Raw genomic sequence first — 25,132 nt, forward strand, 5'->3', positions numbered from 1 at the left:
AAGGTTTACAGCACTCCAGCTGAGTAAACCTGGTGATCACTTTCCTGTTCTTTTCTTTAAAAGGAATACACGTATACCTTGGTACGCAGGGCATCCCGGCATGTAATAGTACGTAGTGGTTCTTTTCCTGGCAGGGCAAAACAGACGCTAATCACCTTGGCACCCGGCGGAAGCTCTCGACTGAACTTGTCCAGAAGCTTAGTCATGGCACCCGGAAACAGATAACAGATCACACAATCCGCATGTTCATAGGAACTGGTGTAGATATCCCCGCGCATGAAGCGCAGCCTGCCCTTGAGAGAGTACTTTTTTCCCTTGGCTCGACGTAAGCGAACACTGAAATAGGCAATCAGTTGGGAAGACCATAAGGGAATTCTCGAATTCTCAATCCCGGTAAGCCTTTTACCAGGGCAGTGTCTTACAACATCCAATCCCAATGTGCCCCATCCGGAGCCTGCTTCAAGCACATCCCCGTACCCGGGAATACGGTTTACCTCTTGAATGACCACCTGTCTGACACGACTGGATGTGGGCATCGGGGAAATCCCGTTTTTCCAACTCACGAGTACGATCGATATGACACCGATCAATGTCACCACGGCAATCAGCCATGGAATCAGGTAAATGATGAACATGAACTCATCCCTTTGTTATCACTCATTCATTCCGGCACATGAGACTTCATATATACACCTTTTTTATATACAGACTTGATGGTAAAATGTACACCCAGCTTGCGATTCGTCCGATAGATTAGCGAGTTAATCTCGTCGATCCCCACCGCTTCACTCTCCAGCATGCTCCGCTCCGGCCACACCTGAGCCACAATCTGCTCTCGGGTCACAAAATGGTCCAGTTCACTATACAGCAGCTTGAACAGTTGATACTCCTTCTTGGACAGCGGAATCTCCACTTCACCGATCTGCACGGTTTGCAGGTGATCCTGCAAGCGTACACCCTCACCCAGCAGATCCGACACCCGATATTCCCTCGTCTCTCCAAGATCCCCTTCAGCGCGAAGCTGGATCAGTCCGTTGACCAACGTCAGGCTATCGCCCTCGCTAAACGGATATTTCTCATAGGGAACGAGGCGCTGCCCATTCAGTTCGGTACCATTTTTGCTATCCAGATCCTCAATCCATAGCTGTTGCTGTACATCATAATGAATGCGGCAATGCCGCTTCGATATCATCTGATTATAGATAGACAAGTCCAATTCACTTCCGCCTGTGTAACGTCCCACCGTAATGGAGCGACCTTGGCTTACATAAGCAAATGAGCCGTCACTTTCCTGTCCTGGCGTACGAATGACGATTTTTGCCGTCTCCCGCATGTTATTCTCCCACCTTCAATGATCACTCACTCGATCTCTATAAACATTTCATAACAATAATGATAAAATCATCAGATTTGTTCCATTGTTTGCACCGCTATAGTTCAATATAGTGGTATACAGGAACGATTTATGTTCGGTTCTACTCACTCTACTATACCAGACGTTGTGCTTTTTTTCTCATGACGGCCGGATGTCTACTTTTAGCTCATTCAACAAGAGAGGTACCTTCCTATGAACAAAAAAAATATTTTCATATACGTGTTACTCGCCTTTGCCCTATCCATGACATTAACTGTGCTCTCCCGTATGAATGATGATGGCGGAGAACCACTGAAAGGCACCTCAGCTGCCGAAACCTCATGGTTACAAATGAAGATCCAACCCTAAGTCTACTCTATTATAACGTGATCTCTGCGCAAAACGTTTCACGAATGTCATATTAGGCTAAGCCATAGACTCATATCAATAAGGCCCCAGATTGCTGGTAACAGCAACCCGGAGCCTCATTTTAATCCAGAAAATCTATATTACACGACTTATTTCACAGAGCGAAGTGAAGTGGACAGCGGACATTCCCACCATCCGCACTCACGTCATTGCCGCTTCTTTCTCACGCCGAATTTCCTCCACGCATACACGATAAGAGCTACAGGGCCACCAAGCCATAACAGTTGCCAAAGCATGATTTTCAGGTCAAATCCCACTTCGAATCCCTCCCCATATAATCGCAAATGCTACTTCTATCGTTCGTATCCAAGTTAGTCTTGGTCTTCCTCAGGCACATTCGGCTCGTCGTCAGGCTTCGCTACCACTCTGGACTGTACTTCCTCCATCCGGCTGGACACCTTCTGATACAGGTAAGAGATCCCAAGCAGTAGTACGCCAAAGCTAAAATAGGCAAAGATTTTGCTGCCCGAGGTGAGCATCCCCACATCATAGAACACCATCTTCCCCGTAGCGAACAACGTTAGTCCTAGGCCCAGACGCCGAATCATGACATATTTTCTACGGAATCCATAGGCAATATAGAGAATCGCCAGCAGCAGATAGATCAGGCTGAACATCAGCCCCACATCGCCCCATTGGAACTGAATCGTCAGGAAGACGGTGATGACACCCAGCAGATACACCCCTGCGATAACCGGGTACCATTCAATGCTCTTGAACTGCCCGCGGATGCCTGCAATCAGCAGATCCCTTCCTGCAAAGAATACCCCTACGTTAAAGATAATTAGCACCAGCAAACCAATAATCTCCGCCGCCGTATGCTGCTGAACTTCCGGCTGAAGCGCTGGCATGGTTAAGGTTACGGCCAGTGCAATACAGCAGCCAATAGCATGCAAGAAGGTGGTATACACCTGCACGTATCGATCACGCAGCAGCTTCACCTTGTTCAGTCCATAGGCCAATGCAATGGTGAGCGCTGCGAACATGAGCAACTTGTAGAACATGTATAACAGGAACGTCCCATCGACAGCTCTGGTATACAATTCATTCGACTCATACAGCACGTATAACCACAGATTCGCAAGTGTTACATACTTGAACCCGTTCAGGAAACCCAGCTCCAGCGCGCTGTAATTGAATCTCTCCCTGGAAGATGAGTTGCCGTGGACTGCCCAGGCATAATAAAGTGTAATAAGTAAGGTTCCCAGCGTGATGCTGGAGTATTTTAACATAAAGTAAGAACGTTCCCCGATGAAGAATAGCGCCAGCAGATCATAGTACACAAAAGTGATTAGACATAGAAGCACAATGCCCCATCCAGCACGTTCCACCGATTTGAGCCGTTTTAGATGTCCTAGCGTGACCAGCAGAACGCCTTCAATTAACCAACCCATCGATAACCACTTGGCCCCGAATTGGAACGGAATAATTAGAATGGCAAAGGTCAGGGAAGTGACATAAAAGAGCAGAATCGTCTGTTTCTCCTGAACCATATGGCGCTGGACGAATCGTGCGAGGCCCAGATACACCACGCAGAAGATCAACGCCAGTAAACCCTGAGCATCATTCCAACCCGCCACATCAAATAATACGTATAACATCAGACAACTAATGCTCGTATTCATGGCGAGTAGAGCGAAATCCCACCAGGTTAACTTCATCCGGTGTTTGAACGGATATGCCAGCGTAATGCCTAGATATAATGCAAACGTCACAATGGAATACAACATGCCAATCTTCTCACTTGGCGACAGCCATAATAGGATGAGCATGGATGGTGTGTTGAACAGGAAACTGATATAGTGCACCACTGGCCACCGTTTGCCAAACGAAATGAACACAATAATGCCGTTTAAGAGCAGCAGATAGATCATGGCTACATAGACAGCCGGACCTTCGAGTCCGAACGAGAACATGTAGGAGAATAGCGGAAGATATCCACCCACCAAACCTAGTGAACAGATGGTCTTCGACTGGTATCTCAAGGACAATAATACGGAGATTGCCGATACCAATACAGACAGGGCAAGTCCCGTATATAACCCGATAATATGCAGTAAAAAGTAACTATAGAAGACAGAGCCGAACAACACGGATATCCCACCGCCGAGCAGCCCCATCGCAAACGTCTGTCTTTTGCGGCGGAACAGCCACTCTCCTCCAGCGAGCATCAGTGCACCGAGCAGGAAAAAGGCTCCGCTCTTCATCTCGTCATTAAACCAGGTCGAGTACGAATATTGGAACGCTGCTCCAACCCCCAGAATGAGGAGCAAGATGGCTACTTTGTTGATCCAGCTGAGTCCAATCTTCATCTCCATGCGATTCTGCTTGATCCGGCGTTGAATAGTCTCTTCGCTCAACCCTTCCTCCGCCATATGCTCATATCCACGTTCCATGTGCCCACGCAGAGCCTCTTCTCTATCCCGTACGGCTCGTCTGTGCGATTCAATACGCTCATTCACCTCTGCCGCAAGGTAAGCAATCCTCTCCTTTACCTCATCGGAATCCTCTTGCAACTCCTGTGCCGCCTGGTTGTACAGCGCGTTTAGATTGGATTTGGTTCGATGTTCATGGAATGCAATTCGATCATTATGTACTGCTGTTTTCCCTTGAAAATAGGTCTCCATCTTCTCCCGGGATACCCGGATCAGATTCAGCTTCTCATCCAGCATCTGTTCAGATAACGCCATGCGAAGACGTGCATTCTCTTCTTCCATCTTGCGCGAGCGAAGTTCAAGCTGGTGCAGCTTGAGCTTATGGGCTTCATACTGTTCCTGTAACTGTTCATTCTGAACGATCAGGTCATCGGACTGGTATTCCTGGAGCAAGGCATGATACTCCTTCGCCAGCTGTTTCTGCTGCTCCTGAACCTGTTGAAGCCGATCCTTAAACTCCTTCATGAGCTTCCTCCGTTGGTTGATGTTTAATCTTTTCCCTATATTTTACTATATGTATGCCATAAAAAGAGGTTTAAACATTAGATATATCTGTTCAATATTTCATCCGTAGGATCTCAAACGCAAAAAAGCCGGGAAGCAACTGCTTCTCCCGACTTATATTCATATGAGCTTTGCACAAGAATGGATGCTTATGCCGCATCACTCGTCTCTGATTGGTCCGCTGACTCGGGTTCAATAATCTCAGTCGCATCCGGGTCCAGCCAACTGGCGATCATGCCACGCACATATTGCAGATCGTCCTCCGACAGATCGTAGTACCATGTGCCACTGCGCGTTGCACCCTCACCCTTCAGCATATAATTGCTGATCGTTGGTATGCTATCTTTCATATATAAGGACTCGGCAAATTTCACGATAAAGTCCGAGGTCATGTTAGTTGTAAAATTCGATCCGGCAATCTGGATTACGTCCGGGATCTTGGTCAGATTTTTGACTTCCAGCGCACGATTCATGAAGGCGCTTAAGAAAATCCGGTGACGCATCGTCCGATTGAAATCGGAATCTTCCCGGTAACGCACATATCCAAGCGCTTCTTCGCCGTTATAGATCGGTTTATTCGCTTCAACAAACAGCTTCTCATGAATTTTGAGCTTGTTCTCAATGTTCTTTTTGATCGGCAGTTCCACACCACCAACCGCATCAACAATATCCTTGAGCCCGTTAAAATTAATCGCGGCATAGAAATCCACTTTGTTCCCCAGCAAATTCTCCACCGTATCCATCGCCATCTTGGCTTCACCATGGGCATACGCTGAGTTGATCTTCGACTTCACATCCCGGCCGACAATCTCGGTATAGGAGTCACGCGGAATGGACAGCAGCAGCACTTTATTGTCTTCTGGACGCACGACGGAATAGATGATGGTATCCGAACGGCTTGGTTCGTTATCCCGTTGGTCAATCCCTAGCAGCAACAGCGAGAATGGGTCGGTATGTTCCACGACAGGGGCATCCTTATCGCCCGCTGGTACAAAGGAGTCATCCAAGGCTTCCTTCACTGTAGCTGAAGCGAACAAATTAAAGGCAAACACGACGAGTTGCTTTTGATAGATAAATCCGAGTCCTCCCAACACAAGCAGCACACTTAGGGTGATGATCAATGGCTTCTTCCATTTCTTCTTCGGTTTCTTCGGCTTCCGTCTTGTTAAATGTGCAGCACTGTTTTCCATCATATCTCCTTTGATAACGGGTTCTTAGAATCATTTAACTATATTAATAACACGTTTTCAATAGATTACGTTATAATCTGCATTACATAAATGTACATAAAGGGAGCGATGAATGATGGAGTATCGACGTTTGGGCAATAGTGGTTTGCGTGTATCGGCACTGGGGCTTGGCACCAATGCATTTGGCAAACGCGCGGATGAAGCAGCTTCTACCCGCATTATTCATGCAGCGATGGATCAGGGCATCAACTTTATCGATACTGCCAATATCTACGCAGGCACGGAATCGGAACGCATTATTGGACAGGCTCTCACAGGTCGACGGGAAAACGCGGTGCTTGCTACCAAGGCCGGATTACCCCGGCATGATGGTCCTCATGGGCGGGGTTCCTCCCGCTACCATCTGCAACAAGAGCTGGAACATAGCCTGCGGCGTCTGCAAACGGATTATGTCGATCTGTACCAGATCCATACTTTTGATCCGCATACACCGCTGGATGAGACACTGCGCACACTGGATGATATGGTCACTTCCGGCAAAGTCCGTTACATCGGAGCCTCCAACTACGCAGCTTGGGAGCTGATGAAAGCTCTGGGCATCAGTGAACAGAAAGGTTATGTGCGCTACATCTCCACCCAAACCAGCTACTCCCTGGCAGACCGTACGCCCGAGTTGGAACTGGTACCGATGTGTCTGGATCAGGGTGTAGGTATTATTCCGTACTTCCCGTTGGCAGGTGGTATTCTGACAGGTAAATATAACGGACAGACCCGTGTGCCTTCTGGTTCCAGAGCAGACACCGATCCGTCTTTCAACCGTTTCTTGCTGGAACATAATATTCAACTGAGCGAACAAGTAAGCGCAAAAGCGGCTGCATATGGATGCTCCCCGAGTGTGCTGTCGCTTGCATGGCTGCTGACACGTCCGGCTGTATCCACAGTGATTGTTGGCGCTACACACACCGATCAGTTGGAACATAATCTGGCTAGTCTGGACATGTCACTGCCCGATGAGCTGTTGGCCGATCTGGACCAGATCAGTGACTCTTTCCGTCGCCGCGAGCCGTTTGCGTCCTATCGAATCGATTGAGCAACCGAAACAGACCTCCCGACAAGATGAAGTCAGGAGGTCTGTTTGTATTTTGCAGAGGTGCTATAATTATTAATAATTAGAAAATTTCCCAGTTCCACTACATTCTGTAGTTTAATACATTAAAAAAAGATATATTACGGATCAACTCTCTGTTTTTTGGCGAAGAAACTCCTGCATGATCTCCAAATACTCTCCCTTACGTTCATCCAAAGTTTCGAAAAATGCCTTGTCCGATTCCTCGACCAGATGGATTCCCTCCACAGCCAATCGGGTTCCTTCTTCCGTTGTTGTGATAATGTTGGCACGCGTATCTGTCTGATGACGGGCGCGGGTAATTAATCCCCTTTTTTCAAGCGCACGTAGAACCTGAGAAGTTACGTTAACATCCACCTTGGCAAAATGAGCAATTTGGACCTGAGTAACTCCTTTGCCTTCCTCATCGTGTTCATTGAGCCACAAACAGGCGTGCAATAATACAAATTGAGGTTGTGTCAGTTCGAGGGGCTCCAGCACCCTGCGTACTTCCTTTTGCCACATGGCTGTAACCTGCCATAACAGATATCCCGGACTTTCTTGTGCGTTTTTATACCGTGAGCTTGTCATCTCATACCTCCATGATGTGCGACCTTATGCAACAGAATATATACCCGTCAGTCAATGAAGTAAATCCATTATTCATATAACGATGATGGAAACATATCCGTTGCAATTCTGTGTGTTCTTTCTCAAAAAAATAATTAGCGGGCAGGAATAAACTGCTTCACCCATTGTCCGAATCCTTGCGGATTGCGGCTCTGTATAAGAATGGTTCCTTCTCCCCGGAACCGACATACCAGTCCTTCTCCACTTGTAACACTGGATAACCAGCCCTGTGAAGCTTTCTCAATACGGTAATCTACATAATGAGGCCATGCCACCAAATGGGCGTTATCCACGATCATTTCTTCACCTGCTGCCAGATTAATCGCATGGATGGCACCATAGGAAGACAGAAATACGGTTCCACGTCCGCTGATCTCAATAATGAAGAAACCTTCTCCCGAAAAGAGACCTTTCTTCAGGTTTTGCATTTTGGTATTCACCTGAATGCCCTCGGTTCCCGCCAGAAATCCGTCTTTCTGCACATAGAGTGAATAGGAACCGTCCAATTCAACAGCTTCTACATCGCCCATGCTTGAAGGTGAGAGCAGAATCTCTGCCGACCCGCCCGCAGCCGTCAGTTCCTGAAAGAAAAACTTCTCCCCGCTCAGCATCCGACCGAACCCGGCAAACATTCCACCTTCTGCTGAACCCTTCAGTTCAACCGTAGGCGTCATGGATACCATCGCACCACTCTCAGCCTTGAACCGCTCTCCCCGCTGCAAATGTACCTTGAGCATCGCAAAAGCACCATCATATAAAATCTCATAGTTCACGGTTGCACCAGCTCCCTATTGTCAGAGTTAAAATCATTGAGTCCATTATCTTCCAGAACTGCTGATTTGTCTCCGTATTCCTTCACAATATGTTGATCTCCCCAATTACAGAGTGCATTGAGAATCGGTTCAAGACTTCTCCCGTAATCACTCAATTCGTATTCTACTTTGGGAGGGACCTGATTATATACGATTCGGTTTACGATTCCGTCGTTTTCAAGTTCTCTCAGCTGCTGTGTTAACATTTTCTGTGTGATTGCGGGCATAATACGTTTGAGATCACTGGTTCGTCTCTTCCCATGTGTCAGATGACAGAGAATGACGCATTTCCACTTGCCACCGATCACTTCTAAGGTCGCTTCAACCGAGATGTTATATTTTTTTCTTACCATAACTTGCTTCCTCCCTGATGAATTGGATTACATCCGTCGCATGCTGTATAGGCACCAAAAAGTACGTAGGGTACTAAAAAGTACGTACTATTCAATCTATACCGAATAACTCATAATAGCATTTGCCGGTACGTAAATCTACATTCTGGGGAGTTGAGCAAGAAATGTTACAGGATTCAAAACGCAGCACGTGGGCACTGCTAGCACTGGCCATTAGTGCATTCGCGATCGGTACCACAGAGTTTATCAGCGTTGGGCTACTGCCCCTTATTGCAGATGACCTGGGCATTTCCGTAACTACAGCGGGACTGACCGTTACTTTATATGCATTAGGCGTTACCTTTGGGGCTCCTGTTCTGACCTCACTGACGTCTACCATATCACGCAAAACGTTATTGCTTGCCATCATGATTGTCTTCATTGCGGGTAACACGATGGCTGCATTATCGACGGGCATCACCATGTTACTCATTGCACGAGTAGTGTCCGCTCTGGCACACGGGGTGTTCATGTCCATAGGCTCCACGATTGCAGCCGATCTGGTGCCTGCCAACCGTAGGGCGAGTGCTATTGCCATCATGTTCTCCGGTCTAACCATTGCCACAGTAACCGGTGTACCTCTCGGTACACTCATTGGCCAACATTGGGGCTGGCGCGCTGCCTTTATCCTGATTGTTGTGGTTGGCATCATTGCGATGATCGGGAACCTGATACTCGTGCCATCCACGTTGAAGCGAGGAACACGGACGGCATTTCGGGATCAGCTGAAGCTCGTTACAGGTGGACGCTTGCTGCTTGCTTTTGCCATCACTGCTGTTGGGTACGGAGGAACATTTGTTGTCTTTACGTATCTGTCCCCGTTGTTGCATGATATTAGCGGTTATTCCGAGAAAACAGTAGCGTTCATTCTGTTGTTGTACGGAATAGCCATCGCTATTGGCAACATCATCGGCGGCAGAGCAGCCAATCGCAACCCGCTCAAGGCGCTCTTCTACATGTTCATCATTCAGACCATCATTCTCGGCGTGATGTACTTCACCGTCCCGTTTAAGTTGGCCGCATTGCTCACCATTATGGGTATGGGCCTGCTCGCTTTCATGAATGTGCCTGGTCTTCAGATGTACGTTGTAACCTTGGCTGAACGATATGCACCACAGGCCAAGGATGTAGCCTCAGCCTTTAACATCGCCGCATTTAATGCAGGGATCGCTATAGGTGCCTATTTGGGTGGAGTGATCAATGACTCCATTGGTTTGATTCACACGACATGGGTTGGTGCCATGATGGTTCTCGTAGCTGTAATCCTGACCGCTTGGGCTAAAATGCTGGAAAGCAAGGATCAACATGTACCTGCCGAACTGCAGAAGGCTTCGTTCTAAGTTGCATCCCGACCCTTGGGCTCGGCCTGGGAATATTGGTTCCAAATTTATGAGGGGAACCGGTTTCACATCGTATTTTACTATACTATATACGTTGAACCCAATTTGATCTACTATGATTTAATTTTGTATGATAAAACAACAAAAATTCAGCTTAATATGACTGATTTTTACACACTTTAAGGAGGAAATCTCATGACAACAGCTCAAACCGCACAACATTTACAATCTACAGTAACTCTGCATAACGGTGTTTCTATGCCTTGGTTCGGACTTGGTGTATTTAAGGTAGAAGAAGGATCTGAACTGATTGAAGCCGTGAAAAGTGCGATTAAACATGGCTACCGAAGCATTGATACTGCTGCAATATACGGCAATGAAGCTGGTGTTGGCCAAGCGATTGCAGAAGCTTTGCAAGAAAATAACCTGAAACGCGAAGAACTGTTTGTTACATCTAAAGTATGGAATGCAGACCTCGGATATGAAGAGACACTTGCCGCTTTTGATACCACATTGAACAAACTGGGACTGGAATACCTTGACCTGTATCTGATTCACTGGCCTAAGGCAGGCAAATACAAAGCAGCCTGGAAAGCAATCGAGGAACTGTACGCGGCTGGTCGCATTAAAGCTATTGGTGTAAGCAACTTCCAGATTCATCATCTCGAAGACCTGATGCAGGATGCCAAAGTGAAACCGATGGTCAATCAGGTGGAATACCACCCTCGCCTGACTCAGGTTGAGCTTAAAGCTTTCTGTGAGAAGCATGGTATCCAGCTTGAAGCTTGGTCTCCTCTAATGCAAGGTCAACTGTTGGACAACCCAGTGCTTACGGCGATTGCTTCAGACAAAGGCAAATCGGTTGCACAAGTCATCCTGCGTTGGGATCTGCAAAATGGAGTCATTACTATTCCGAAGTCCACCAAGGAAAACCGGATTATTGAGAATTCCTCCATCTTCGACTTTGAACTTTCAAATGAAGAGATGGATCAGATCAGTGCTCTGAACGAAGATGTACGTGTTGGACCTGACCCGGACAACTTCGATTTCTAAATTGAAGTTGTCCACATGATTCAGGGTTGATTTACAGCAAAAATAAGTAGGGCAAAACCTCCAACTCTCATTATGTACGAGAGTTGGAGGTTTTTTGACGTGGATTCACATCAAAGCCGATATTTCTATAAAGTCTGTTCTAAGCATACGCACTTTCGAATCATGTACTCCACTCCCTGTGCCTTGGATCAGAACAATGACAACTTCATCTTCCCCATCTGCATCTAAATCAACGACCGATATTTGAGGATAAAAGGAGGGATTTGCTACATTGCCCCATTTGAAGGTTTTCGTTTCACCATTTATTACGATCTGCTGAATTTTAGCTGCCTCGCCTTCCAAATCCTTAAGGTTAACGTCAGTAAATTATATCCATTATAGCGAATGTTGTTCGTTCTCCTATCCTTAGATTTGATGGGCTTGTAACGATTATCAGCAATTATGTTTATGTTAATATAGAGACAGTCGCCCCATTCACTACCTCGGCTGCGAGCGGGTATGCCGCGCTAGGGGCAAGTGGAGCAAACAAACTGTGCTTCTTATGGACACGATGACGCAGAGGAGGAGAGTTGCAATGTATCGCATATGGATTGTGGAGGACGATCCGAATTTGGCTTCGCTTTTACAGGCTTGTCTGGAAAAGTACAACTTAACAGCGCAGTACGCGGACGATTTTGAAGATATAATGGCGCAGTTTCAGCATTACGAGCCCCATCTTGTACTGCTGGATGTCAATCTGCCGAGTTACGACGGGTATTACTGGTGCCGGCAGATCCGCAAAGTGTCTACCTGTCCGATCATCTTCATCAGCGCCCGCTCAGGCGATATGGATCAGGTAATGGCGCTGGAGTACGGAGCCGATGACTATATGACCAAGCCGTTTCACCATGAGTTGGTCATTGCCAAGGTGCGCAGCCAGTTGCGGCGGGTGTACGGTGAATATGCGGGGGATGCGCGGGAGAAAATGGTCGAGCAAGGCGGGCTCGCCCTCTATCCGGAGCGGCTGGAGCTGAAGTGGCGGGGCGCGACTGTCGCATTGGCGCGCAAGGAGGCGGATCTGCTGGACCTGCTGCTTCTACGCTACCCGCTGGTCGTTACCCGCGAAGCACTGCTGGATAGGCTGTGGGACGACCAGCAGTTCGTGGACGAGAACACACTGAACGTGAACATCGCGCGTGCCCGCAAGAAACTTCAGGAGATCGCGGTTGCGGGCAGTATCGAGACGGTGCGCGGGTCCGGATACAAGCTAGTGCTGGAAACGGACGAATTGGGTGAACCCAAATGAAGCTACTAATCCGTGAGCATTGGCCCATGTTTGTTATGCATCTTGTTCAGTTGACGCTGGTTGTGGCGATCTACTGGCTTGACGGCTATCGCAACGTGTACACCGCCCTCTATTCGATATTTCTTGGCATGGTCACCTTGCTAGTTTATACTGGTTGGCGCTATATCAGCCATCGCAAGATGTACGATCGGCTTGCGGAGCCGCTAAATGAGCTGGATAAGTCTGCGGCTGGTTCCGGCAACAGTGCCCCCATCGCGCAGGCAGTCGACCAACTGCTGCAGGCGCAGTATGCACTGTACATGACTCGTATCACAGAGATGGAGCGGCGCCGCCGTGAGCATTCGACATTCATTACCCAATGGGTCCACCAGATGAAAACGCCGCTTTCGGTTATCCACCTGCTGACCGAAAACGAGAGCGACCGGCGGCAGGTCGACATCCGCGACGAAGCAGACCGAATCCAGTGGGGGCTAGAGACAGTACTGCACGCGACCCGGTTGGAGACGTTTGAGGAGGATTTCCAAGCGGCGCATGTGCCACTTAAACGTGTTGTGCGAAAAACGGTCAATGAACACAAGCGGCTGTTCATTGTCAATAATCTATACCCTCAAGTTCAGATGGACGATGAACTGACGGTGCCGACCGACGAGAAGTGGATCGGGTTCGTATTGACCCAATTGCTGTCGAACGCGATCAAATACTCTGCTGGCTGCGGCCGGACCGTCGCCATTCGCGCCTGGCGGCAAGGCGCGAAGACGGTGCTGGAGGTGGCAGACGAAGGCATCGGTATTCCGCTAGCCGACTTAAAGCGGGTGACTCGGCCGTTCTACACTGGTGAGAGCGGCCGCAAGTTCAGGGAGTCGACGGGAATGGGGCTGCATCTGGCACAAGAAGTTTGCAACCGACTGGGCCACGAGCTGGAGATCGATTCTACCGTTGACGTTGGCACCCGGGTGCGGGTTTATTTCTTGACTGCGGTCAAGCTTACATCGATGTAAGCTAAATGTAATCTTCGTCGATTGGTTTGCTCGGCGAGCCCGCCGTATACTTGAGGTGGAGAACAAGAAATCACCAGCTACATGAAGGAGCGAGGATATGGAACTTCTGCGAACAACTCATCTGGGCAAGATTTACAGCGGCCAGGTCATGCACCGGGCACTCGGCGATATATCGTTCAGCGTCGAGAAGGGCGAGTTTGTCGGCATTATGGGGCCATCGGGCAGCGGCAAGACGACGCTACTACAGTTGATCGCGACGATCGACAATCCGACTTCCGGTGAAGTGCTCATCGACGGCCAGAACCCACACCAATTGGGCCACAACGCGCTCGCCCGGTTCCGCCGACAACAGCTTGGATTTATTTTTCAAGACTACAATCTGCTTAACACACTGACAATTTTAGAAAATATCGTGCTGCCACTGACGCTGGAAGGTGAGAAGGTGCGCACGATGGAGGAGAAGGCGCAGAGAATCGCTGACAGGCTTGGGATCGCCTCCATTCTGGACAAGTGGCCCTATGAAGTATCTGGCGGACAGGCGCAGAGAACGGCCATCGCCCGGGCGATCATTCACGAGCCGAAGCTGCTGCTGGCTGATGAACCGACAGGTAACCTCGACTCCAAATCATCTCGGGACGTTATGGAGACGCTGACGGCGATCAACCGGGCGGACGGGGCGACAATGCTGCTTGTCACGCATGACGCGCTAGCGGCCAGCTACTGTCACCGTGTGCTGTTCATCAAGGACGGTGAACTCTACAACGAGATTCACCGCGGGGACAGCCAGCAGGCGTTCTTCCAAAAAATCATCGATGTACTGTCACTGCTTGGAGGGAATGCGCATGACCTTTCAACAATTCGCGTTTAATAACGTCATGCGCAACAAACGCCTGTACATAGCGTATTTTCTCAGCAGCGCATTTGCGGTGATGGTGTTTTTCGTCTATGGCGTTTTCGCCTTTCATCCGGGGCTGGCAACGAGAGAAATCGGCAGTCCGGTAACGATCGGATTACTAGTGGCGCAGATGCTCATCTACCTATTCTCATTCTTCTTTGTCCTTTATTCAATGAGCGCTTTTATCAAGTCGCGCAGCCGAGAGTTCGGATTGCTGGTCATGTTCGGCATCACCAATATGCAGCTCCGGAGGCTCGTATTTATCGAAAATATTGTGATTGGTTTCGGCGCCACGCTGACTGGCGTCGCGTCCGGGCTGGTACTATCCAAGATATTGTTGCTTGCGGCGGAGTCGCTGATTGGGATGGAGGAAGAGCTCCCCTTCTACATGCCGTACCGAGCGCTCGTTCTGACCTTTGCCGCGTTCATGCTGCTTTTTCTGGGCATCTCGCTATTCACGGTGCTGTTCTTTCGTGGCAACAAGCTGATTGACCTACTCAAAGGATCCACCAAGCCCCGGCCTGAGCCCCGCGCTTCGATCTGGCTGTCACTCGCGTCGCTCGCACTGATCGGTTGTGGATATGGTGTGTCGCTGGTCGTCGAAGGCTTGATGGTCGTGTATGCATTGCTGCCAGTGACAGTGGCGGTCGTCGTCGGGACGTACTTTTTGTTCACTCAATTGAGCGTATATACGATCCGCGGCTTGAAGCACAACCGGAGGCTATACTGGCGACGAACGAACTTGTTGTTTTTCAACGATCTTGCATATCGGATGAAGGACAATGCCCGCACTTTTTTCCTTGTGACGATCCTGTCGACTGTCGCTTTCTCAGCAATCGGTGCCCTAGTCGGGTTCAAGACGATCCTTACTGAGTCGATTGAAAAACCGTTCGCCTTTGAATATATCTCGTATGCGGGGAACTCTCCGGAACAGGCCGCCTCGGCGGTGGATGTGATCGAACATAAACTTTTCGTGGAGGGAATTCCCTTCACGAAGCTACAGGCCGAGCTGCGCTCTTACAAACGAGCCGAGAGCAACGAAACGGTGATGATCGTCAGCGAGTCAATGTACAACACATTTGCCGTTGTCGCCGGGGATCAGAAGTTGAAACTAGGAGCGAACGAAGCGGCTATCGTCCAGTACAACTCAATAGACGGAAGAGGCGAATCCTTCGACGAGCAGGAGCTGGCCGTGGAAGGCGGCGGAAAACCACTGTTGATCACACAGAGTGCCTCCTTCTTAATGTCGGAGTACATGTCGAAGTACAACAAGTACTATGTCATGAATGATGACCGCTACGAGCAGCTGCCAGAGCCGCAATCGTCCGAGGGCTACTATGTGTTCGCAGTCAGTGACTGGAAGGCGACAGAAGCAGTCGGCCAGCAGCTGAACAATGAGATTGGCCACTCCAAGAATGATAGCTTCTTCTCACTCGCGTTCCACATCAAGCAGTTGCTTCAGAGCTATAGCGCAGTGATGTTCGTTGGGTTGTTCGTTGGCGTGGTATTCTTTGTGGCGTCCGGCAGCTTCCTCTATTTCCGACTGTACACGGATCTGGATGATGACAAGGCGAAGTACGCTTCAATCATGAAGCTCGGGCTGACCAGCCGTGAGCTGTCGAAGATCGTCACTCGCCAGATGGCTATTCTGTTCTTCCTGCCGATTGCCATCGCGCTCATTCACGGTGCAGTGGCACTGACGGCACTGCAGGGCATGTTCAATTTTTCGCTCATCAAAGAGTCGATAATCGTGTTGAGTGCATTCGCGATCATTCAAATCGTGTACTTCCTAGTTATCCGCAGCGGCTATTTGCGGCAGCTTCGGTCCGGTGGAACCGGATAATCTCGTATTAAAGAACGGTTACAAGGGGACGATTTGTACGACCTGTTCATGCAAAGAGACAGAAGAGTATAGCAGATTGCCGATAGAGGACGTCCTGTAAACGTATTATCGTAATGTTGATATTCCTGTTTTTCGGGATTACGTCATGTGGCGTCATCTAACAGCTAAGAATCGGTATTATGTTGGGTGAAGTTAGCTGTTTCTATTGTCGGCCCCGACGATGTTTATTACAACATGCGCAAAAAAACTAACTGCGTGTAAACCATTATTTTTACAGTTGTGTTTGAGATGGCGAATATAGTATCGCAAACTATGACTATAAAGCGATTTTTCCATAGTCAGTCGTGCATTTGATTGCGGAGTTCCTGCATACCCTTCGTTCTACTCCTATGTGTCTCTTTATGCTGCTGCCGTTAGGACTAGTGGCAACAATTGCCTACTTCAAAAAAATGGATAATCACTGAGGTAGGCTGGTTGGAGTTCTCCATTGTAAGTTGGAAATTCAGGTGGAGGTGGGATTTTGTTTCAATGGGATATTGATATGTTCCGGACGATTAATGATCTGGGCAAACAGTTTACTTTTCTGAATCCAGCTGCTGTATTTGTGGCGGAATATATGCTGTATGTACTAGCGTTAACAATGCTTGTTTATTGGTTCACCCGCAGCAGCCGGAATCGGATGATGGTTATCCAGGCAGGGCTTGCTTTTGTTCTGGCAGAGATCATCGGTAAATTGGTAGGCAAGTTTTATGAGCATTATCAGCCGTTCGCGGTATTGCCAAATGTCAACAAACTCCTAAACCATGATATAGATAATTCTTTTCCGAGCGATCATACGATTTTGTTTTTTTCCATCTCTGTCTCCTTCTGGCTTGTCCGGAGAAAGGGTGGGTGGCTCTGGCTGGCGCTTGCTTGTTGTGGTGCTGTCTCCCGCGTTTGGGTTGGAGTTCATTATCCAATAGATATCGCAGTGGGAGCGTTGATTGGCATCATTTCAGCTTTGTTCATCTATTGGTTGGCACCAAAGCTTGGGATTATCAGGCGGTTTCTGGCTTTATATGAAAAAATGGAACAGCGCGTATTACCTGTCCAACGTAAGTCTGGTAGTATGTAAATTCCCGCCAGTACCAGGTTTGTTACGATATGTCGAAACAATTGCTATGTATCTGGTCTTAAACAAAAATGCGCAAAACGTACACTGTGTAATTAAATCCAGTAAACTCACCGATTTCCGTACACTAAGGAACGCAGCACAAAGCCAATTATATGGTATTTCTTCTTGTTATTCAGGCCAAACCAACCAAGGAGAAATAAGCAGGTATTATCTTTAGTGGTTTGTAGCGCACAATAAAAAGCGGTAGCAGGTCTAGAACTTCTTGGTTCCTAGATTGGCTACTGCTTTTTTTACGAGTCTTTAATAAGTGGATTTATGATTTTGATCCCTTTATTTTGCCGAATGATTGTTCCTTTCAGCGTAAAGTACAAAAAAAAGCCTAGTTATGTTGGCTATCATAGCCACAAGGCTTCAAGTCATCCTACAGCCCTTAAGCTCCGAATGATATTTATTCTGCCCCTCTCTCCTTAACGAAGAACCATAATCCAATTGCAAAGAAAAATATAATATAGATGATGTCTATCATTAACGATATAGGTAAGCCAACTAATTCTGATTTATGTTGTGATGTGCTCCAGTAGACACTTAAATCATCGTGATGAATGAATAGAATGTGCGTCCATGATATGGATAAAAGGCTATTTTCAAATATTAACTGAAAAAAGTATAACACTAAGCTTCCGCCTACCCCGAAAGCAGCTGATCTCGTCCATACGCCTATAAATGACGCTAAGCTTGCATATAGGCAGCATTGCAATACGAGAGCTCCGATAATGTATATAACAACTGTCATGTCCCCCCATTGAATGTTTTGTGGAACTGCTAAGAGATTTAATACCAAAGAAATCAGGAATATACTAAAAACACCCGAACTGATGAGCAAGATCATCGCAACAATTTTGGCAAAATACAACCGTAAGCGCGAAGAAGTATGCAGAAATAGCTGTTTCAGAGTACCATAATGATACTCATCCGTCCAAATAAGAGGGGACATAACTATCGCCCAAGGTAAAATAACAAGCATTCCCGATAAACTAAGCAAAGAACCTACCATTTGAGCCACTGTAACATCAGCCTCAAGACCACTGATGTACGACGAAGACAACAGTAACGTCATCACAATAAAACCAAGGTGTGAAAAAATAAAGACTTTTTTATTCACTATCTTCAAACATTCATTCCATATCAACTTAACTCACCCCCATCTTGCACAGTTGTCCATTCTAAAAACTTATCCTCTAAACTGGTATGTGCCTGGAACACCCGATGAACGTTCACATTAGCATCACATAATGTTCGGATGAGCTTTGGAACTTGACCTTCATCAATAGCTATTGTAATAGTATACAGGTGGTTGGATAATTTATCCAATTGCTTATATTCCAATGCATTTTGATCATGCCTATACAAGTTGGCCATAACTTCTCTTGTTCGCTCAATGTTATCAATATGAAGAGTAATACAGAAGATGTCATCATTTATACCCTTACCAATTTGCTGTTCTGTCACTAAACGACCATGCTGTATAATGATCACTCTGCGCGCCATCTGCTCGATCTCTGATAGTTGATGGCTAGAGATTACAATTGCTACTCCCAAGTCGGCAGCTATTCGATTTAAGTAGTTTCGTGTTTCCCGCACACCAGCAGGATCGAGTGCATTCATTGGCTCATCCAAAACTAGCAACTTTGGCTTACGTAGTAGTGCTTGTGCTATACCCAGTCTTTGCTTCATTCCCATGGAGTATGTGCCTACTCGCTGCTTAAGCGCATATTCTATCCCGACCAGGCTAGCCACCTCTGACAGCCACTCTTTACTTGCATTTCTGTGCAACCGCTGATATTGGCGTAGATTTTCATATCCGCTTAAATATGGATAGAATGCAGGGGCTTCAATCACGGCCCCCACATTAGGGAGGGCTTTAGAGAAATTAGTCTTAATGCTATAACCTGCGATATGAATGTCCCCGGCACTTACTTTGCTTAGACCAACCATCATCTTCATCGTGGTTGTCTTGCCCGCTCCATTGGCACCAAGTAGTCCGATAATCTCCCCTGCTGCCACATCAAACGATATGTCTTGTACAATCAACTTGCCCTTAATTTCTTTCGTTAGGTGTTTTACCGATAATATCGTTTTCAAATGTCTCCCTCCTCAATGTATCTGTGCAACTCAATTTTGTTTAATTCAACAAGAAAATCCTTTATATTACAGATTGTAATATACTTTACAGCATCTTATCTAGAAAATAAAAAGAGCCCATGGTCTAATCCGTGTAGAATAAAGTCACAAACAACTACATTCACACAGGAGAATAAGTCCATGAGATCCTCACATCTACTTGATTGAAAACCCGCCATATAAAAACAGTTATGAACTCATTTCTTGATAGTAATATTGATAATAGCTTGAAGTATGTAACAACTGATTGTGATTTCCTACATCACAAACCCTTCCATTCTCCAAGACAATAATCATGTCACTGTTCATAACGGTCGATAACCGATGGGCAATCACAATTCGTGTGCATTTAATACTTGATAAATATGCATCTACTCGAGCCTCAGTTATATGATCCAATGCACTCGTTGCTTCATCTAATACAAGTATTGATGGGTTATTTAAAATTGCCTTGGCTAAGGCGATTCTTTGTCGTTGTCCTCCTGAAATATTTCTACCCATTTCAGCTAAAACTGTCTGATATTGCATCGGCATCGACATAATTTCATCGTGAATATTTGCTGCTTTTGCTGCCCGCACTACTTCATTCATAGTTACACCATCCTGGTGCATGACAATATTATCAAAAACACTACGATTGAATAATGATATATCCTGCGGCACTATCCCCATCTGTTTACGTACGTATTGCATGTCCAAATCCGATGTTCCATAACCATCATAGTATACCTCACCGGATATCGGGGCAAATAACCCAATTATCAAATGAGCTAAAGTTGATTTTCCAGAGCCAGATTGTCCAATAATGGCTATCTTCTGTCCTAATTTGATGTGTAATGAAATGTCATTTATAACGATCGGACTATACTTTGAATAGGAATAGCTAACATGTGATAGTCTGATGTCACCTAGTACTTTTAATTGCAGTTTACCTTCATTCTGCTCAGGTGGAGCTTCCAACACGTCATGAATTCGTTTCAAAATAGTAGTCGTAAGAATATATGAATTTATCGTATTCATGAGGCTTGATGATGTAGTAAAAAGAAGAGTCGCAATCGCTTGAAATGAGACAACCATACCAACAGTCATAGAACTGTATTCCCCTGTAATTAACATAACGCCGATACTTAGCACAACGAGTGGTGACATAAATTGCAATCCATTGCTAATTGTTGTAATGTAGCTATTCAGATTTTCCTTACGGCGGTATACTTGCAATAAATGTTTGAATTTATTAAGCCATTGGGAATATACTTGTTGTTCTGTCCCTGATATTTTCACACCCATAATACCGTACAGCATCTCTGTCTGCACTGCTTGTACTTCTGTCGTAGCCACCACTTGTTGCTGATTAATCTCGGCTACATATTGTTTAGTGAAAATTACTAACAAAATATTTATACTCACAAGCAAAAATACAATCATCGCAAGCAATGGAGATATGAACAACATATAACCAGACAATACAAATAACATGAAGCTATCCAATATACCTGTAATCAGAGCGCCTGACAGCTGATTTCGAATTGTGACCAAGCTATTCATTCGAAAAAGCATGTCCCCATACGAGCGCAGTAAGAAGAACGGAAAAGGTAACTTCAATAAATGTGAAAAAAAGCGTGTCTGCATCTCATAGTCCAAAGCATTGTGTAATCGAACCAAAACACGACTGCGCACGAATGTAATTATCATGTAAGCAAGTAGAAAACTGACTACAGATATAAAAATCATTATAGATAAACTGGATTTTTTAGGGATCATAACTTCATCAATAACATGCTTCATGAATAAAGGCATACCTATAACTATGAATTGCAAAGCTAGTGTAATAAGAAAAACATATACAAACAGATTTTTATGCGCTTTTACATGGACTAAAACATCTAACCAAATATTTGGGCTTTTCTCAATGTCGATTTGTTCGGTTAACCCCACTGTCATTAAAAATCCAGAAAATTGCTCGCTGAAATTCTTTAATGACAGCTTAATTCTCCCAAAACGTGGGTCAACAATACGGGCATAATTATTATCTATCTTTTCCAAAACTACAAAATGACCTTGGTTCCAATGCAGAATGGCTGGTAAAGAAACTTGCTGTAATTGAAATTGATCAATATGTTCAATGCGATAAGCTTTTACATCATAGCCTAAGCTCACAGCAATTTTCTTTAGTTGCAACAGCGTTGTACCATCTCGTCCAACGTCTGCCCGTTCACGTAGGCGAGATAATGAAATCTCTTTCTTATGGTATGCAGATATCATTGCAAGGCAACAAAGTCCACACTCTGACTGATGCATCTGCTCGACATAGGGTACACGCCGACGAGCCATTACATTCTCTCCCTTCTACTTTGATTTAAGATCACACAGTTAGCCTTGAGATGGAAGGGAAGAATTTATCATTTTCCAGGTTTAAAATATTAGGAACTCTTTCCGGAAATGCCTGTTTTAATAGCCCAAATCCAATACCCGAAAGACCACCCATTAATCCTTTAATATCAAATGCACGATGGACACCTGTGTTATTCCATGGTTGATCATTTAGAAGTCTGAGCAGATACGCTCTGACTATATTGATAGTATCCTCATTACGCTCCAAAACTGAATTAGCATAAAGTAATATTTCCAATTGTCCAAAATCACCATGACAATAGACAGGTTCTGTCCCAAAGCCTAATTTAAGAGTTGTTTCAAGCGCAATATTAATCTCTTGATCAATATGTGCATCCCAATATCCATTTTCCAACAATCGTAGTCGAGATAATAATATACCCGGTGCACCATGACACCATGTTACCCTTGCGGTATCATTAGGAGTAATCCAATTTTTCAATTCAGCACTATAGTTTGCACGCTCATACTGTAAACCTTTTTCAATATATTCAATGTACTTTTTATGTTGAGTGACCCTATATAACGATGATAATGAAGCAATAATTCCAGATACGCCATGGGAATACCCTACATAAGGCTTACTATTTGGTGTTGTCAACCAAATCATACTACCATCTGGCAAGGTTTGAGCATTCTGAAGCAAATGTTCAGCGCATTTCTCTGCACCTTGTAGCGCCTGTTTCCATCCGGTTCCATGATATACATGTAAAAGCACATCAATAGCTCCAGCTGCACCACCGATATAATCGAATGAGGTATCTTTATCAATGAGGTTACAGTAATAAGGAAGAAATTCTTTAACAGTTTGTAGTAAATCTTCATCATTCCATAAGCGTGATAATTGATAGGTAGTAAATACGCCACCACCAATGCTACCAACTTCAAATACCCCAACGTTTAACGATACATCATTTGATTGATACGTATTTCTCATAATTTCAATCAACGGCTGCAAAGCTTTTCGGGCCATATCTTTATAATTGTTATTTGTAGTTAGTTCAGATAAATAACCCAAAAATAAAGCAATTCCGCCATTCCCATTATAAAGATCATTTCCTACAGGAACGAGTCTCAGTTTTCTTTCATCCTCACTATTGGCTACTAAGCCAATCCATGTTATATCATCAGCTGCTGGACTTGAAGATATAACTGCTGATTGAACTAAACTTTCTCCAATTGAAATAGCTAATTGGACATACTCGTCTTTCCAATTAGACCCTAACACGTCGTTTGATTTTATAAATTGAATTTCAGGAAAACAATAAGTATAAAGATCAGGCTTAGATGACAAAACAGACATATTTAATAACTGTAACTGTTCTTTTAGGTCCTTCTCGCCCATTTTATCGATTTTGTTTATTACAACCTCTATACCTGATTGTTCAAATAACTGAGGGATTCGTTCATTATTAGATGACCAAGCATCTCTTTCGGACGGAGAAGTGTAAAAGATAGGGATATCCCCGTCTTCAATATCACGCATCTCGTGGGAAACAAATTTTAAATGTTTAGGATCGGCTAAGCATTGTAACCATAATCGATGCAAAACAACTTTACGATCTAATTCATCTCGTAATAAGTCAGGATGGTATAGGGTACGCATTAATTCACCATACGCTCTAGTATCTCGCACGATTACTCTAACTCTAACATCATCAAACTCTCGGATCATTTCTTTCAGTCTGTGCTTGTTTTCCATCATAATCCTGTAAGCTTGAGCAAAACCTTGTTCAATGTCGTCAATATAACGATAACTATCTACAACTTCATTATTATAATATGGAAGATTATAGGTCTTACTAGATTCTCCCTCCCCTTTTTCTAACCTCATTCGGTCTGTCCCTCTGTGAGTGAGATTCAGTACATTTGGTACTTTTTTTCCACCGTGTCCGAAAATACCACTGATGTCTATACCGGAGTACGTATCTGACTTAAAAATGTACTGTGGTAACATGCCAGAAGACATCACAGAATGAGATATAATTTCATATGCATGGCCACTGGCGTTATGTTCAAATTTCTTCGTACTTATATGTCTATGAAATAAGGATTCTAGATCAATTACAACAGGGCTAGATCCATGCGCAATAATATTCTCATAATGGAAGTCTGTGGCGTTAAACATATACATTATAGCCAAATTTACGCCCATGTTTTTGTAAAATCCACTAATTTCCTCAGTGGAATTGCACTCAGAATGCTCTACAAACTCTGTCCAGCCATAACTTCCACAATCTAAATTTTTTATCATTTTTGTGTGAGGAACGCCAAAATGCTGCATCCAAGACAAAATTTTGTAATATTCTTTATCAACTCTTAATGAACGAGGTTTATATACTAATTTGCCTCCTGTTGTAAACTCTAGAATCGTTACACTTCGTCCATCATGAGTATCACCTGCCCCAATATGTAACTGGACAAGCTTACCGAACTGGTTGACATCAGGCATATGTGAAACAATTTTTGGATAGTCAGCCTTGAACCTATCTAACACTTCACTAACATGGGCTGTCCATTTTTCAGTTATACGAAGCAATGAACGTATTAACACTGGGTATTCATTGGCCAATTGTCTTAAATACTCTTTATCATGTAGCAAATTTTCAAAGTACTGGTACCTCTGTTCTGGAGTTTCTCCTCTCAAAAGTCCCTGATTACTTAATACATTCAATTCCAATATTAAAGTTTTGTAACTGCAATCCATGATTCTTTCGAATAAAGAAGAAAGTAGCCTTTTAAAAAAAGAACTACTTGTATGTAAAATACGAGAATCTGAATCACTGATGTTTTCTTCCAATTTATTGATAGCAAGTAAGAGGAAACGTTCAGTAAATCCCCAAAATTCAGGCGGAGTAGCGGGAATATATTCATCCATTGAGTCAATTAGCAACAAATTTTCCCATTTCAATTCCCATGATGAGTCAATTTTTTTTATATTTGAAATAGTATCGACTTCTAAATTTGACACTTCTTTGAGACTTTTTTCCAAATATTCTTCTTTATCATAGAAAAATTTTGCCCAATATTTTATCTTTTCACTAGTATTTATCAATGTATAATAACAACCTTTCGATAATTTAGAAGAAACAGATAATTGATATACCTACATGGATAAGAGGGCATTTCTAGCTGTATCCTCGGCAGCATCATTTATAATGCTCCGATAATATCAGCAGAA

The 25,132-nt window shown here is 45.0% G+C and carries 21 protein-coding genes; 9 read left to right on the forward strand and 12 right to left on the reverse strand.

Annotated elements, in window-relative coordinates:
* Positions 1–56: 56 nt before the first annotated feature.
* Both MKZ13_RS30080 and MKZ13_RS30085 read right to left on the reverse strand, forming a co-directional pair.
* Positions 57–635 (reverse strand): class I SAM-dependent methyltransferase, encoded by a 579-nt coding sequence (locus MKZ13_RS30080; RefSeq protein ID WP_221819973.1) that lies wholly within the window; start codon positions 633–635, stop codon positions 57–59.
* 26 nt (positions 636–661) lie between these two features.
* On the reverse strand, positions 662–1,333 hold the full coding sequence (locus MKZ13_RS30085) for an FHA domain-containing protein (RefSeq protein WP_221819982.1): 672 nt from the start codon (positions 1,331–1,333) through the stop codon (positions 662–664).
* Positions 1,334–1,567: 234 nt separating this feature from the next.
* Between MKZ13_RS30085 and MKZ13_RS30090 the strand changes: the two genes are divergently transcribed.
* On the forward strand, positions 1,568–1,723 hold the full coding sequence (locus MKZ13_RS30090; protein WP_192135259.1) for a hypothetical protein: 156 nt from the start codon (positions 1,568–1,570) through the stop codon (positions 1,721–1,723).
* A 371-nt stretch (positions 1,724–2,094) separates the two neighbouring features.
* Here the strand turns inward: MKZ13_RS30090 and MKZ13_RS30095 are convergent, their stop codons facing one another.
* Together MKZ13_RS30095 and MKZ13_RS30100 are read right to left on the reverse strand one after the other, a co-directional pair.
* Positions 2,095–4,683, reverse strand: coding sequence for a DUF2339 domain-containing protein (locus MKZ13_RS30095; protein ID WP_221819985.1), 2,589 nt, complete (start codon positions 4,681–4,683; stop codon positions 2,095–2,097).
* A gap of 188 nt (positions 4,684–4,871) precedes the next feature.
* Entirely contained in the window at positions 4,872–5,915 is a 1,044-nt protein-coding gene (locus MKZ13_RS30100) for an LCP family protein (protein ID WP_306299259.1), read from the reverse strand.
* A 112-nt stretch (positions 5,916–6,027) separates the two neighbouring features.
* On the opposite strand from MKZ13_RS30100, the gene MKZ13_RS30105 reads away from it, so the two are divergent.
* A complete protein-coding gene (locus MKZ13_RS30105; RefSeq protein WP_221820280.1) occupies positions 6,028–7,002 on the forward strand; it encodes an aldo/keto reductase in 975 nt (324 codons plus the stop codon).
* Between the two features lie 144 nt (positions 7,003–7,146).
* Here MKZ13_RS30105 and MKZ13_RS30110 read toward each other — a convergent pair whose 3' ends face one another.
* From MKZ13_RS30110 to MKZ13_RS30120, 3 genes are all read right to left on the reverse strand, one after another.
* Positions 7,147–7,608, reverse strand: a complete 462-nt coding sequence (locus tag MKZ13_RS30110) for a MarR family transcriptional regulator (RefSeq protein ID WP_221819987.1) — start codon at positions 7,606–7,608, stop codon at positions 7,147–7,149.
* A gap of 134 nt (positions 7,609–7,742) precedes the next feature.
* Positions 7,743–8,420 (reverse strand): TIGR00266 family protein, encoded by a 678-nt coding sequence (locus MKZ13_RS30115; protein WP_017691614.1) that lies wholly within the window; start codon positions 8,418–8,420, stop codon positions 7,743–7,745.
* Entirely contained in the window at positions 8,417–8,812 is a 396-nt protein-coding gene (locus MKZ13_RS30120) for a winged helix-turn-helix transcriptional regulator (protein WP_017691613.1), read from the reverse strand. Before MKZ13_RS30120 ends, MKZ13_RS30115 begins: the two co-directional genes overlap by 4 nt.
* A gap of 164 nt (positions 8,813–8,976) precedes the next feature.
* On the opposite strand from MKZ13_RS30120, the gene MKZ13_RS30125 reads away from it, so the two are divergent.
* Both MKZ13_RS30125 and MKZ13_RS30130 read left to right on the forward strand, forming a co-directional pair.
* Positions 8,977–10,191, forward strand: coding sequence for an MFS transporter (locus tag MKZ13_RS30125; RefSeq protein WP_221819989.1), 1,215 nt, complete (start codon positions 8,977–8,979; stop codon positions 10,189–10,191).
* Positions 10,192–10,386: 195 nt separating this feature from the next.
* Positions 10,387–11,244 carry an aldo/keto reductase gene (locus tag MKZ13_RS30130; RefSeq protein WP_221819990.1) on the forward strand — a complete coding sequence of 286 codons (858 nt, stop codon included), beginning with the start codon at positions 10,387–10,389 and terminating at the stop codon, positions 11,242–11,244.
* A gap of 105 nt (positions 11,245–11,349) precedes the next feature.
* Here MKZ13_RS30130 and MKZ13_RS30135 read toward each other — a convergent pair whose 3' ends face one another.
* Entirely contained in the window at positions 11,350–11,586 is a 237-nt protein-coding gene (locus MKZ13_RS30135) for a hypothetical protein (protein ID WP_221819995.1), read from the reverse strand.
* Between the two features lie 232 nt (positions 11,587–11,818).
* On the opposite strand from MKZ13_RS30135, the gene MKZ13_RS30140 reads away from it, so the two are divergent.
* The 5 genes from MKZ13_RS30140 to MKZ13_RS30160 all read left to right on the forward strand — a co-directional run bounded on the left by MKZ13_RS30140 (position 11,819) and on the right by MKZ13_RS30160 (position 17,379).
* Positions 11,819–12,529, forward strand: a complete 711-nt coding sequence (locus MKZ13_RS30140) for a response regulator transcription factor (RefSeq protein WP_221819997.1) — start codon at positions 11,819–11,821, stop codon at positions 12,527–12,529.
* Positions 12,526–13,527, forward strand: coding sequence for a sensor histidine kinase (locus MKZ13_RS30145; protein ID WP_221819999.1), 1,002 nt, complete (start codon positions 12,526–12,528; stop codon positions 13,525–13,527). The genes MKZ13_RS30140 and MKZ13_RS30145 overlap by 4 nt, the downstream gene beginning before the upstream one ends.
* Positions 13,528–13,624: 97 nt before the next feature.
* Entirely contained in the window at positions 13,625–14,395 is a 771-nt protein-coding gene (locus tag MKZ13_RS30150; protein ID WP_221820000.1) for an ABC transporter ATP-binding protein, read from the forward strand.
* The gene (locus MKZ13_RS30155; protein WP_221820001.1) at positions 14,370–16,265 is read left to right on the forward strand and encodes an FtsX-like permease family protein; all 1,896 of its coding nucleotides are present in this window, start codon (positions 14,370–14,372) and stop codon (positions 16,263–16,265) included. The genes MKZ13_RS30150 and MKZ13_RS30155 overlap by 26 nt, the downstream gene beginning before the upstream one ends.
* A gap of 517 nt (positions 16,266–16,782) precedes the next feature.
* Positions 16,783–17,379, forward strand: a complete 597-nt coding sequence (locus MKZ13_RS30160) for an undecaprenyl-diphosphatase (RefSeq protein ID WP_221820281.1) — start codon at positions 16,783–16,785, stop codon at positions 17,377–17,379.
* 448 nt (positions 17,380–17,827) lie between these two features.
* On the opposite strand, the gene MKZ13_RS30165 is transcribed toward MKZ13_RS30160, so the two are convergent.
* From MKZ13_RS30165 to MKZ13_RS30180, 4 genes are all read right to left on the reverse strand, one after another.
* Positions 17,828–18,568, reverse strand: coding sequence for an ABC transporter permease (locus tag MKZ13_RS30165; RefSeq protein ID WP_221820002.1), 741 nt, complete (start codon positions 18,566–18,568; stop codon positions 17,828–17,830).
* Entirely contained in the window at positions 18,565–19,521 is a 957-nt protein-coding gene (locus tag MKZ13_RS30170; protein ID WP_221820003.1) for an ABC transporter ATP-binding protein, read from the reverse strand. The genes MKZ13_RS30165 and MKZ13_RS30170 overlap by 4 nt, the downstream gene beginning before the upstream one ends.
* A 228-nt stretch (positions 19,522–19,749) precedes the next feature.
* Positions 19,750–21,891 (reverse strand): peptidase domain-containing ABC transporter, encoded by a 2,142-nt coding sequence (locus MKZ13_RS30175; RefSeq protein ID WP_221820004.1) that lies wholly within the window; start codon positions 21,889–21,891, stop codon positions 19,750–19,752.
* A gap of 31 nt (positions 21,892–21,922) precedes the next feature.
* Positions 21,923–25,006, reverse strand: a complete 3,084-nt coding sequence (locus MKZ13_RS30180) for a type 2 lanthipeptide synthetase LanM family protein (RefSeq protein ID WP_221820005.1) — start codon at positions 25,004–25,006, stop codon at positions 21,923–21,925.
* Positions 25,007–25,132 lie beyond the last annotated feature (126 nt).

The organism is Paenibacillus sp. FSL R5-0701 (genome assembly GCF_037973995.1).
GTDB lineage: Bacteria > Bacillota > Bacilli > Paenibacillales > Paenibacillaceae > Paenibacillus.